At 68.3% G+C, this 12,567-nt stretch carries 7 protein-coding genes; all 7 read left to right on the forward strand.

Annotated elements, in window-relative coordinates; all coding sequences use genetic code 11:
* Window positions 1–429 precede the first annotated feature (429 nt).
* The 7 genes from glgA to glgX are packed head-to-tail and all read left to right on the forward strand — an operon-like array spanning window position 430 to window position 12,562.
* Complete coding sequence (gene glgA, locus RTY46_RS09135; protein WP_312707930.1) at window positions 430–1,974, forward strand: glycogen synthase GlgA; 1,545 nt, start codon at window positions 430–432, stop codon at window positions 1,972–1,974.
* Window positions 1,971–4,205 (forward strand): 1,4-alpha-glucan branching protein GlgB, encoded by a 2,235-nt coding sequence (gene glgB / locus RTY46_RS09140; RefSeq protein ID WP_312707931.1) that lies wholly within the window; start codon window positions 1,971–1,973, stop codon window positions 4,203–4,205. The genes glgA and glgB overlap by 4 nt, the downstream gene beginning before the upstream one ends.
* Window positions 4,202–5,923, forward strand: a complete 1,722-nt coding sequence (treZ, locus tag RTY46_RS09145) for a malto-oligosyltrehalose trehalohydrolase (RefSeq protein ID WP_312707932.1) — start codon at window positions 4,202–4,204, stop codon at window positions 5,921–5,923. The genes glgB and treZ overlap by 4 nt, the downstream gene beginning before the upstream one ends.
* Window positions 5,920–7,758 (forward strand): 4-alpha-glucanotransferase, encoded by a 1,839-nt coding sequence (locus tag RTY46_RS09150; protein ID WP_312707933.1) that lies wholly within the window; start codon window positions 5,920–5,922, stop codon window positions 7,756–7,758. Before treZ ends, RTY46_RS09150 begins: the two co-directional genes overlap by 4 nt.
* The gene (gene treY / locus RTY46_RS09155; RefSeq protein ID WP_312707935.1) at window positions 7,755–10,295 is read left to right on the forward strand and encodes a malto-oligosyltrehalose synthase; all 2,541 of its coding nucleotides are present in this window, start codon (window positions 7,755–7,757) and stop codon (window positions 10,293–10,295) included. The genes RTY46_RS09150 and treY overlap by 4 nt, the downstream gene beginning before the upstream one ends.
* Window positions 10,282–10,455: a DUF2934 domain-containing protein gene (locus RTY46_RS09160; protein ID WP_312707936.1), complete on the forward strand. Its 174-nt coding sequence runs from the start codon at window positions 10,282–10,284 to the stop codon at window positions 10,453–10,455. Before treY ends, RTY46_RS09160 begins: the two co-directional genes overlap by 14 nt.
* Window positions 10,442–12,562 carry a glycogen debranching protein GlgX gene (glgX, locus tag RTY46_RS09165; protein ID WP_312707937.1) on the forward strand — a complete coding sequence of 707 codons (2,121 nt, stop codon included), beginning with the start codon at window positions 10,442–10,444 and terminating at the stop codon, window positions 12,560–12,562. The genes RTY46_RS09160 and glgX overlap by 14 nt, the downstream gene beginning before the upstream one ends.
* Window positions 12,563–12,567: the final 5 nt, after the last annotated feature.

The raw sequence follows: 12,567 nt of genomic DNA on the forward strand, positions 1-12,567 counted from the left end.
GTGCTGCCGCGCGCGACCGTGCAGCCGCTGGCGGACGCGGCTTCGGTGCCGGTGCAGCAGGTGCTGTACCTGGACGATGGCAGTACGCTGCAGGTGCAGGTTCTGGTCGGGCCGGTGCAGCCTGTCGCGTGACCTCGCAGTGGGGGCCGGCGTTGCCCCCGGCGTTGCCCCCCCCCCGCAAGGCCGGCCCGCGTGTCGGCCAGATGGTTGCCGCAGGCACAGGGCGGACCGCATCGAAGAATGTGTACTGAGCTCATGCAGCCCTGTCACAAATAAATCGCCATCACTTCACAGCTGTTTGATATGCAACAGGGCACATTCGCGTAGAGCCTACGCGCACGTCCCCCACGTTCCGCGACGACTTCCTTTCCAGCACACGCGCCCAGCAGGGCGCCGCTGGCGTCTGCCTGACTGATTCAGAGAAGCACCATGGCCCTCGATCTCGTCGCCGGTTCCCCGTTCGACTCCGTGGCAGACACTGCGCTGCCCGCACCCGGCGCTGTGCCCATCGGCACGCGCCGCGGTCCCTCGCAGCCCATTGAACTGCCCGCGCTCGTGCAGCGGGTGCTGTTCGTGGCCACCGAGATGGCCGACTTCATCAAGGCCGGTGGCCTGGGTGATGTCGCTGCGGCCCTGCCACGCGCAGTGCGCGCCGGCTGTGATGCGCGGGTGCTGTTGCCGGGCTATCCCGAAGTGCTGCAGCGCCTGCCGCAACTGCGCGAGGTTGGCCGCATTGGCGGCCGCGCCGGGCTTCCCGCCTGCACCCTCGGCATGGCGCTGCAGGCTGACGGGCTGCCGATCTACGTACTGCTTTCGCCCGCCCTGTATGAGCGCGACGGCTCGCCCTACGTGGATGCGCAGGGCAGGGAGTGGCCGGACAACGCGGTGCGCTTTGCCACGCTTTCGCATGCCGCCGCCGAGCTCGCCGCGGGCAGGGCGGGGCTGGACTGGACCCCGCAGTTGCTGCACCTGAATGACTGGCCGGTGGCGCTGGCCGCTGCCTACGTACGCTGGGATCGCACCGCCGTACCGACCCTGCTGACCATCCACAACCTGGCCTACCAGGGGCTGTTTCCCTTCGCGCTGGCGCCCGCCCTGGGCGTGCCGGCCGAACGGCTGGATGAACTGCACTTCCACGGCCAGATGTCCTTCCTGCAGGGTGGCATTGCCAATGCAACACGGCTGAACACGGTCAGCCTTCGCTACGCGCAGCAGATCACTGCGGCCGAGGATGGGTGCGGCCTGCATGAACTGCTGGCACGACGCGCGGCCGGCGGTCACCTCAGCGGTATCGTCAACGGCATCGATGCCAGTTGGGACCCGCGTCGCGATATCCATCTGAAAGCGCGTTTCAGCGTGGGCCAGTGTGCGGGGCGCGATGCCAACGCGCAGGCCGTGCGCCAGGCCTTCGGTCTGCAGCCATCGCAGGGTCCGTTGTTTGCCGTGGTATCGCGCCTGGTCCACCAGAAGGGCCTGGACATCACCTGTGATGTGGCCCCGCAGATCGTGGCCGCCGGTGGCCAGCTGGTGGTGATCGGCGGTGGCGAGCCGCAGGTCGAGGCGCAGGTGCAGGCACTGGCGCAGCGCTACCCGGGTCGGGTGGGCGCCTTCATCGGTTTCGAAGAAGGCCTGGCGCGGCAGATGTTCGCCGGCGCGGATTTCCTGCTGATGCCATCGCGTTTCGAACCGTGCGGGCTCAGCCAGATGTATGCACAGCGCTTTGGCTGCCTGCCGGTGGCGCACGCCACGGGCGGCCTGGTCGACACGGTGGAGGACGGCGTGACCGGCTTTCTGTTCCATGGCGCCAGCGCCGATGGGCTTCGCCGCTGCGTGGAACGGGCCATGCGTACCTTCCGGCTGCCGGTGCTGATGCAGGCCATGCGGCGTGCCGCGATGCTGCGTCCGGGCGGGTGGGAAACCGCCGGCCGCGCGTACCTGGCGCTGTACCAGCAGACCTGCGGGGTAGCCGCATGACCGACGGCGGGCGCGGCACGGTGGGTGTGGAATGCGGGCTGGGCCCGCAGGCGGATGTTGCCGTGGCAGTGGCGGCGGAACTGCAGGATCTGGCCCAGGCCCGGCCTGCGGACGCGTTTGCATGGCTGGGGCCGCATGTCGATGCCGATGGCAATCGGCTGATCCGCGTACTGGTGCCGGACGCGCGTCGGGTTGAGGTGGTGTCAGCGGGCGGCCGACGCTGGGACCTGCGCAGTACCGGACTGCCCGGACTGTTTGCAGGGCCGGCCGGCGACGAGGAGATTCCGCTGCTGGCGCTGCATTTCGCCCACGGTATCGAGCAGGTGCATGATGCCTACGCGTTTGGTCCGTTGCTGGACGAGGCGCTGCTGCAACGCATCCACCAGGGCGATGCCGATGCCATGCGCGCGCTCGGCGCGACGGCGATGACACTGCACGGTGTTGCCGGTGTGCGCTTTGCGGTGTGGGCACCGAATGCGCGGCGCGTGGCGGTCATCGGTGATTTCAACGGATGGGATGGACGCCGCCACCCCATGCGCCTGCGCCATCGCGCCGGGGTGTGGGAACTGTTCGTGCCTGCGGTGAAGCCGGGGGACTGCTACAAGTTCCGCATCATCGGTGCGCAGGGCCAGCTGCTGCCGGACAAACTGGATCCGATGGCGCGGTGGGCCGAGCGCGCACCGGCGACCGCATCGCGCGTACCTGCCGCCGCACCGCTGCACTGGAACGATCAGCCCTGGCTGGACCGCCGCCGTCGGCTGGGCGCTGCAGCGCCGCTGTCCATCTACGAGGTGCACGCCGGCTCGTGGCAACGGCTGGATGACGGCAGCGCGCTGGACTGGGATGGACTGGCAGAGCGGCTGATCCCCCACGTGACCGGCCTGGGATTCACCCATATCGAACTGCTGCCGGTCAGCGAGCACCCATTCGGTGGATCGTGGGGCTACCAGCCGCTGGGTATCTATGCGCCAACGGCCCGCTACGGTACCCCGGAGGACTTCGCCCGCTTTGTGGACCGCTGCCACCAGGCTGGGCTGGGTGTGATCGTGGACTGGGTGGGCGCGCACTTTCCCGAGGATGGCCACGGCCTGGCACGCTTCGATGGCACCGCCCTGTACGAGCATGCCGATCCGCGCGAGGGCAAACACGCCGACTGGGACACGCTGATCTACAACTACGGCCGCAACGAAGTGGTGGGCTACCTGCTGGGCAGCGCGGTGGAGTGGATCGAGCGCTTCCACATCGATGGGCTGCGCGTGGATGCCGTGGCTTCGATGCTGTACCGCGACTACAGCCGCGCCGACGGGGAGTGGGTGCCCAATGTGCAGGGGGGGCGTGAGAATCTGGAGGCGGTTGCGTTCCTGCAGCGCATGAACCAGACCCTGCGTGAGCGCTTCCCGGACGTGCTGGTCATTGCCGAGGAAAGCACGGCCTGGCCGGGTGTGACCCGTGCGGTGGCCGACGGCGGCCTGGGCTTCACCCATAAATGGAACATGGGCTGGATGCACGACACGCTGCAGTACCTGCGGCGCGATCCGGTGCATCGACCGCATCACCACAGCGAGATCAGCTTCGGCCTGGTCTACGCGTTCTCCGAACGTTTCGTGTTGCCGCTGTCGCACGACGAAGTGGTGCACGGCAAGGGCTCGCTGCTGCGCAAGATGCCGGGCGATCGCGGCCAGCAGTTTGCCCAGCTGCGCGCCTATTACGCCCTCATGTGGGCGCACCCTGGCAGCAAGCTGCTCTTCATGGGCGGCGAATTCGGCCAGGCGGAGGAGTGGGCCCACGAGCGCGGGCTGGAATGGCAGCAGGCCGGTACGCCCGAAGGGGGCGGACTGATGCGCCTGGTGGCCGATCTGAACGCGCAGTTGCGGCAGCAATCTGTCCTGCATCAGCACGAGCATGACGAGCGCGGGTTTGCCTGGAGCGTGGGCGACGACAACGGCAACAGCGTCTTCGCCTTCGTGAGGCAGGACCCCACAGGCAGGGCGCCTGCGGTGCTGGTGGTCAGCAATTTCACCCCTGTGCGGCGCGACGGCTATCGCGTGGGCGTGCCCACGCCGGGCCGCTGGTCAGAGTGCCTGAACACCGACAGCCACCATTACGCGGGCGGCAACGCAGGCAACCTGGGTGCGGTCGGCACCGATACCCGGCCCATGCACGGCCATGCCCAGTCATTGCGACTGACGCTGCCGCCGCTGTCCACCCTGTACCTGCAGGTAGCGCAATGACCGCAGACGCGCGCCTGGGCGCGTGGCCGGTGGACGACGGTGCGGTGGCGTTCCGGCTGTGGGCGCCGGATGCCGCGCAGGTGGAACTGGTGCTGGCGGGCGCGGCGATACCGATGCTCCGGGAGCCTGACGGTACCCATTGGGTTCATGCCGCTGCCGGGCATGGCGACCGCTACCGGTTCCGTCTGCCCGATGGCAGTGAAGTGCCAGATCCCGCCTCGCGCTGGCAGCCGGACGGCATCGATGGCCCCAGCGCCGTGGTCATGCCTGGCCACCACGCATGGCTGACCGGGCAACGCAACCCGGTTGCGTGGTCGGACATGGTGATCTACGAAGTGCATGTGGGCGCAGCGGGTGGCTTCGAAGCGCTGATCGCACAACTGCCGATGCTTGCCGAGACCGGTATCACCGCGATCGAGCTGATGCCGGTGGCGCAGTTTCCGGGCAACCGCAACTGGGGCTATGACGGTGTGTTTCCGTATGCCCCGGCGCAGGCCTATGGCGGCCCCGACGCGTTGAAAGGCTTTGTTGATGCCGCACATGCGGCCGGCATGGCCGTGCTGCTGGATGTGGTCTACAACCATTTTGGGCCGCAGGGGAACCATCTGGCCCGGTATGCAAAGGCATTCTTCCGCAGCGGGCACAGCACGCCCTGGGGCGAGGCCATCGATTTTTCGCAGCCGCAGGTCCAGCGCTTCTTCATCGACAACGCGCTGATGTGGCTGCAGGAGTACCGTTTCGACGGCTTGCGCCTGGATGCCGTGCATGCCATCGCCGATGACAGCTTCCTGCAGCAGCTCAGTGATGCGGTGCGCGCCCAGGTGCCGCATGCCTGCCTGGTGCTTGAGAACGAACGAAACCAGGCCCACTGGCTGCGCGGCGCCTATCAGGCACAGTGGAATGACGACTTCCACAATGCGCTGCACGTGCTGCTGACCGGCGAGAACGAAGGCTATTACGCCGCCTATGCCGGGCGGGCCGAGGCGCTGCTGGCACGCTGTCTGGCCGAAGGCTTTGCCTGGCAGGGCGAGCCCGACCTGCACGGCGTACCACGTGGCGAAGCCAGCGCAGACCTGCCACCGTCACGGTTCGTGGTGTTCGCGCAGAACCATGACCAGGTCGGCAACCGCGCGTTAGGTGATAGGCTGAGTACGCTGGTTTCGACGCCGCAGCTGCGCATGGTCACGGCGCTGACCGTGCTGACGCCGATGGTGCCGTTGCTGTTCATGGGCGAGCCGTGGCAGACAACATCGCCCTTCCTGTTCTTCACCGATTTCGAAGCGCCGCTGGACGAGGTCGTACGCGAGGGACGCCGGCGCGAGTTCGCCGGGTTCAGTGCCTTTGCCGATGCCGCGTCACGCGCGCGCATTCCCGACCCGAACGATCCGGCAACGCTGCAGGCGTCCTGTGTTGCCTCGCCCGGCGCTGACCCCACGGCGCAGGCCGCACTGGCATGGCTGCGGGAGCTGCTAGCGGCGCGCCGGCGTTACCTGCAGCCGGGCCTGGAACAGGCGCGTTCGCTGGGCGCGATGGTACTGGGTGCGGGCGCCGTGCAGGCCGGCTGGCAGTTGCCTGCCGGGCAATGGTGGGTCGCCATCAATGCCGGCGCAGAAGCGGTGGCCCATTCACTTCCGGAGGGCGATTCACCGCTGCAGCTTCCGGCCGGTTCACGGCTGGCGCCCAAGGGTGGGCTGCAGCTGCGCTGGTTGCCGGCATGAGCACCGACGCAGCGCTGCAGAGCGCCGCCCGTGCGGCCGGACTGATGCCCGAGTGGGAAGACGTATCCGGGCGCCACTGCACGGTGTCGCCCGCGGTGCTGCGTGTGGTGCTGGCGCAGTTGCAGCCGCATGCAGACGCCCAGCACTCCCCGCTGCGTACGGCCATCTGCAGCCAGCCCGTGGCGCTGCCGGCAGTATCCGGTACGGCGGGCTGGGTGGATGAAGCGGGAAGGGCGCAAGACGCGCGGCAGGATCGGCGCGGTGCGTGGACCGCGCCGGAACAGCCGGGTTACTGGCGCTGGGAACAGGGGCGCAGGTCCATCGCCATCGCGGTGGCGCCGCAGAAAGCGTGGTGGCCCGCGCAGCTCGAACGGGCCTGGGGCCTGGCGGCGCAGGTATACAGTTTGCGCAGCCACGCCGACGCGGGGATCGGAGACAGTGCCGGGTGCGGGCCGTGGCTGCAGCGCCTGGTCGCGCACGGCGGGCACGCACTGGCACTGAGCCCGTTGCATGCCGGCTTGCCACCGACGGCCGGCTACAGCCCTTACTCACCCAGCGACCGCCGCTGGCTGGACCCGTTGCAGGCCTCGCTGGTGCAGGGCGTTCCCGATGCGGCCCGCGCCGCGCTGGCAAGCGATTCCGCCCTGACCGAGGCCGTGCAGGCCGCTACCGCGGCGCGGCGTATTGATTGGCCCGCCGCGGCCGATCTGAAGTGGCGCTGGTTGCGCTTGGCCAGGGCCCAACTGCAGCGCCTGCAGCCGGAGCTCTGGAACGCGATGGGCCAGTGGCGGTGCGAGGCCGGGCCAGCGTTGCAGGCGTACTGCGCCTTGGCCGCCGACCCGCGCAGTGGCGATGCGGACGATCACGCGTTCGCGCAATGGCTGGCGCAGCGTTGCTGGTCGCAGGTGCAGCAGCGCGCGCGCAGCGGCGGTGCCGGCATCGGGCTGATCGCCGATCTTGCCGTCGGCTGCGCGCCCGAAGGTGCCGAAGCACGTTCGCAGCCGCAGTGCATGCTCTCGGGTCTGGAGCTGGGTGCGCCGCCGGATGCCTTCAACACGCAGGGCCAGGCCTGGGGAATTACGGGGTTCTCGCCGCTTGCGCTGCGCAGGCAGGGCTATGCCCCCTTCATCCACCTGCTGCGATCGGTGATGGCCGGCCGCGGCGGCGTGCGTATCGACCATATCCTGGGCCTGCACCGGCTGTGGGTGCTGCCCAGCGGCGGCTCGGCCAGTGACGGCGTTTACCTGCAGTTTCCGTTGGATGATCTGTTGAACCTGCTGGTGCTGGAGTCGTGGCGGCATCAGTGCGTGGTCATCGGTGAAGACCTGGGGGTGGTGCCTGCCGGCATCCGCCAGCAGCTGGCCAGCCGTGGTGTGCTGGGCGTGGACGTGCTGCCGTTCACGCGCGATGCGAGCGGCTTCCTGGCGCCTGCCGCCTGGCGGCGCGACGCCGTCGCGATGCCTTCAACCCATGACCTGCCGCCGCTGGCGGGATGGCTGCGCGGGCGCGATCTGCGCTGGCGGGTGCGGCTGGGGGAGATGGACGATCTACCCGCTGCGATGGCACAGCGTCGCGCCGATGCGCTGGCGCTTGCGCAGGCCGCGCACGGTGGCGAGGTGGAAGACGCTGCACTGGAGCGGCTGGCCGCCACGCCGTCACGGCTGGCGCTGCTGCCGCTGGAGGATGCGCTGGGGCTGCGCACCCAGGTCAACCTGCCCGGCACCGTCGGCGTCCACCCGAACTGGCGGCGGCGACTGCCGCTGCGCTGGGATGAGCCTGTACTGCAATCGCGGCTGGGGCGCATCAGTGCCGGTCGCGGCGGAGCCGGCCGATGACCGCGCTGCGCGCCACCGCCCGCCTGCAGTTGCACGCTGGCTTCGACTTCGCTGCCGCCGCGGACCACGTGGGCTATTTCTCTTCGCTGGGCGTCAGTCACCTGTATCTGTCGCCGATTGCGGCGGCCATGCCCGGTTCCAGCCACGGCTACGATGGCATCGACCCCACCCGCATCAGCCCGGAACTCGGCGGTGAAGCAGGCTTCCTGCACCTTGCTGGCCGCGCCCGCGCACATGGTCTGGGCCTGATCCTGGACTGGGTGCCCAACCACCTGGCGGCCGCGCCACAGAATGGCTGGTGGTCGGATGTGCTGATGCATGGCCGGCGCAGTCCTTACGCGCATTGGTTCGATATTGACTGGGATGCCGCAGCCTGCGGGCAGCGGCTGTGGCTGCCGGTACTGGATCGGCCGCTTGACGCGGCCATCGGCTCCTGCATGCTGCGCGTGGACGACGACGGCGATCTTCCCGTGCTGCGCCACCACGACCTGTGCCTGCCGTTGTCACCGCGCAGCTATCCGCTGGACCGCGGCGCGCGGGATGGCTGGGTGGCACGCTGCAATCGTTCTGCCGAGCGCATGCATGCCCTGCTGGAGCGGCAGCACTACCATCTGGCGTGGTGGCGCACCGCCGGTGACCAGGTCAACTACCGCCGGTTCTTCGACATCACGACGCTGGTTGCGCTGCGGGTGGAGCGCGAGGACGTGTTCGAGGCGGTGCACGCGCTGCCGCTGCGGCTGGTTCGCGAGGGCCGGGTGGATGGGCTGCGCATCGACCACGTTGATGGGCTGTCCGACCCTGGCGGCTATCTGGCGCGGTTGCGCGCCTGCCTTGACGCGGCGGCGGCAGAGGGCGGCCGCGCGGGCCATGAGATCACCCTGCATGTGGAGAAGATCCTGGACGAGGGCGAATCCTTGCCGGACCGGTGGTGCTGCGATGGCACCACCGGCTACGACTTCATGGACCAGGTGGGCGCATGGCTGCATGACGATGCAGGGGCCGACGGGCTGACGGCAGAGTGGCAGGCCCGTGCCGGCGACAACCGTACGGTTGATGAGGTGCAACGGGCGGCCCGCGACGCGCTGTTGGACGGCTCCCTGCATGCGGATCTGCAGCGACTGCGGGTCTGCGTGCGGCAGGTGCTGGGCGCAGCGGCACGGCAGGCCGATGTGACCGACGCAACGCTGCGCAGGGCGGTGTGCGCGCTGCTGCGCTGCTACCCGGTTTATCGGCCGTATCATCTGCAGACCGAAGTCGAGCGCGATGCCTTGCAGCGCGCCAGTGAAGCGGCTGCCGAAGGGCTGGATGAAGCCGCACGCACAGCGTTGCATCTGCTGGTGGATGCCTTGCAGGCTCCGGATGCGGACGCGCTGCGCGTGCGCTTTGGCCAGCTCTCGGCACCACTGAACGCCAAGGCGGTGGAGGATACCGCCTTCTATCGCTATTACCGCCTGCTGTCGCGCAATGAAGTGGGCAGCGACGCGCAACGGATCGGCCTTGATGGCAGTGAGCTGCTTGCGCTGGCACAGGCGCGTGCGCGGCAGCACCCGCTGGCGATGCTGGCGTTGGCCACGCATGACCACAAGCGTGGACCGGATGCCCGGGCGCGCCTGGCGCTGCTGAGCAGCGATGTGGCGGCGTGGCAGGCAGCGCTGGCGGACTGGGAGCGGCGCTGTGATGCGGCGGGCATGGCCATGCCATTGCCCGCTGCCGAAGCCTATGCGCTCTGGCAGGCGCTGGTCGCAGCGTGGCCGATGAAGGGCAGGCCAGAGGCGGATTTTGCAGGGCGGATGCAGCAGTGGCTGCGCAAGGCCCTGCGCGAGGGCAAGCGGATCAGCAGTTGGCTCGACCCCGATCTTTCCGTGGAGGATGCGGCCTGTGCGTGGCTGCAGTCATTGCTTGCCGGCAGCCGCCTGCAGGATGTCCGCACCGCGCTGGCCGCATTTGTTGAACGCATCGCGCCTGCCGGCGCAAGCAACGGGCTGGCACAGCTGTGCCTGCAGCTGTGTCTGCCAGGTGTCCCGGACATCTACCAGGGCACCGAGTTCTGGGATCTGAGCCTGGTCGACCCGGACAATCGGCGCGCGGTCGATTTCGCGCAGCGCGCACATGCACTGGCTGATGATCGATCGTGGGCAGCGTTGCTGCAGGACTGGCACAGCGGATTGCCCAAGCTGCGGCTGCTGGCCGCGCTGCTGCGATTGCGCAGCGACAATGCCCCGCTGTTCCTGCAGGGCACGCTGCGCAGGCTGTCCGAACCGGAGTGCACACGCCTGATCTTCGTGCGTGAGTACAGGGGGCAGCAGTTGCTGGTGGCGGTCAGGCGGGCGGGGATGGAACAGCCTGCCGGCCCGGGCATTGCCTGGCAGGACGCTGCGCAGCAGTTGGTGCCAGGCGTCCCGCAGCGACGCATGCGCAACGTGCTGGATGGTCGCACGCAGATGTTCAACGGTTCCGCCACCGACGCGCTGCTGTTTGCGGGCAGCCCGGTGGCGGTGTGGATCAGCCAGGAGAGTGGGGCAGATGGACAGCAGTGAGCGGCGACGCCGCATCGAATTGTTGGCGCACCAGATCTGGGAGGCCGAAGGACGCCCGGATGACCAGCAGCAGCGGCATTGGCACCTAGCCGAACGCCTTGTTGAAGCAGAAATAGCGGCCCTGCATGCGGCTGAGGACGAACACGATGGCAACGCGTAAATGGACCCAGACCTCGCGCGTGCGCGAAGGCCGCCCCTTCCCGCTGGGCGCGACCTGGGACGGCCTGGGAGTGAACTTTTCGCTGTACTCGCGGCATGCCACCAAGGTGGAACTGTGTCTGTTTGATGCGCGCAACCGGGAAGTCGAACGCATCGCGCTGCCCGAATACACCAACGAGGTGTGGCACGGCTACCTGCCGGACGTGCGGCCGGGCCAGCGCTATGGCTACCGCGTGCACGGGCCTTATGCGCCGCGGGACGGGCACCGCTTCAACCCCAACAAGCTGCTGCTGGACCCGTATGCCAAGCAGATCGTAGGTGAGATCAAGTGGGCGCCGCACCTGTTCGGCTACACAGTGGGCCATCGCGATGCAGACCTGAGTTTCGACCGTCGGGACAGCGCGCCGTACATGCCGCGTTGTGCGGTCATCGACCCGGCCTTCAGCTGGGGCGGCGAGCGTGCGCCGGCAACGGCCTGGGACAGGTCGGTGATCTATGAGGCGCACGTGCGTGGGCTGACCATGCAGCACCCCGGCGTGCCGCCTGCCGAGCGCGGCACGTTCTCAGCGTTGCGCCACGACGCGGTGGTGGACCATCTGGTCCATCTGGGGGTGACCGCGATCGAGCTGCTGCCCGTGCATGCCTACGTGGACGACCAGCAACTGCTGGAACGCGGGCTGCGCAACTACTGGGGCTACAACACCATCGGATTCTTCGCACCGCAGCCGCGTTACCTGTCGCTGGAGACGGTGGCCGAATTCAAGCAGATGGTGGCGCGCCTGCACAGTGCGGGCATCGAAGTGATTCTGGACGTGGTCTACAACCACACCGCCGAGGGCAACGAACTGGGACCGACCCTGTCATTCAAGGGTATCGACAACGCCAGTTACTATCGCCTTGCCGAGGATCGTCGCTACTACATCAACGATACCGGCACCGGCAACACGTTCGACCTGACCAACGCCGGTGCCTTGCGCATGGTCTTGGATTCGCTGCGCTACTGGGTGACCGAGATGCGCGTGGATGGGTTCCGTTTCGACCTGGCCACCATTCTTGGCCGTGAACGGCACGGGTTTGATCCGTCGGGCAGCTTTCTCGATGCCGTGCGCCAAGACCCGGTACTGAGCCAGGTGAAATTGATTGCCGAGCCGTGGGACATCGGTCCGGGTGGCTACCAGCTCGGGCAGTTTCCGCCCGGCTGGGCCGAATGGAACGACCGTTTCCGTGACACCACCCGAGCGCTGTGGCGCGGTGATGCCGGGCAGCTGCCGGAGTTCGCGGCGCGCTTCACCGGTTCGGCCGACCTGTTTGACCATCATGGCCGCCGACCGTCGGCCAGCATCAACCTGGTCACCGCCCACGACGGCTACACGCTGCATGACCTGGTGAGCTACAACGAGCGCCACAACGAGGCCAATGGCGAGGACAACCGTGACGGCCATTCGCACAACCTGTCATGGAACCACGGGGTTGAAGGCGATACCGATGACGAAGGCATCCTCGCCCTGCGTGCACGGCAGATGCGCAACCTGCTGGGCACGCTGCTGCTGGCGCAGGGCACGCCGATGCTGTTGGCCGGCGATGAGTTCGGTCATTCGCAGCGCGGCAACAACAATGCCTACTGCCAGGACAATCCACTGAGCTGGATCGATTGGGAACGCGCAGCGCAGCCCGGCCCGCAGGCGCAGGCGGCGTTCGTGCGGCGTGCGCTTGCACTGCGCCGGCGCTATGGCCTGCTGCGGCGCAACCGCTTCCTTACCGGTGACTACGATGAATCACTGGGCATGCGGGACATCGAGTGGCGGCGCCCGGACGGCGAGCCCATGGGCGAGAGTGATTGGCACGATGCGGAGCAGCGCGCCCTGCTGATCGTGCTCGATGGCCGCAGTCCGGACAGTGGCCTGCGCGAACCGGGTCGCCACGTCAGCCTGGCCCTGCTGTTGAACCCGGGTGACCAGCCGCAGCGCTTCCGCCCGTCCGACACGGTGCTGTCCTTCCGCCGGGTGGTGCTGCAGACCGATGAGGCGCCGTTGGACATGGATGAGGAAGGGCAATGGACGCTGCCGGCGCGCAGTCTGTGCCTGTTGGCATCGAGCAGCGCGGCGTGATGGCG

Origin of the sequence: Stenotrophomonas sp. (genome assembly GCF_032056425.1) — a bacterium.
Lineage (GTDB): Bacteria > Pseudomonadota > Gammaproteobacteria > Xanthomonadales > Xanthomonadaceae > Stenotrophomonas.

What these genes read in the sequence shown, in the direction of transcription:
- glgA (WP_312707930.1), top strand. Translation starts at nt 430, where the DNA reads ATGGCCCTCGATCTCGTCGCCGGTTCCCCGTTCGACTCCGTGGCAGAC.
- glgB (WP_312707931.1), top strand. Translation starts at nt 1,971, where the DNA reads ATGACCGACGGCGGGCGCGGCACGGTGGGTGTGGAATGCGGGCTGGGC.
- treZ (WP_312707932.1), top strand. Translation starts at nt 4,202, where the DNA reads ATGACCGCAGACGCGCGCCTGGGCGCGTGGCCGGTGGACGACGGTGCG.
- RTY46_RS09150 (WP_312707933.1), top strand. Translation starts at nt 5,920, where the DNA reads ATGAGCACCGACGCAGCGCTGCAGAGCGCCGCCCGTGCGGCCGGACTG.
- treY (WP_312707935.1), top strand. Translation starts at nt 7,755, where the DNA reads ATGACCGCGCTGCGCGCCACCGCCCGCCTGCAGTTGCACGCTGGCTTC.
- RTY46_RS09160 (WP_312707936.1), top strand. Translation starts at nt 10,282, where the DNA reads ATGGACAGCAGTGAGCGGCGACGCCGCATCGAATTGTTGGCGCACCAG.
- glgX (WP_312707937.1), top strand. Translation starts at nt 10,442, where the DNA reads ATGGCAACGCGTAAATGGACCCAGACCTCGCGCGTGCGCGAAGGCCGC.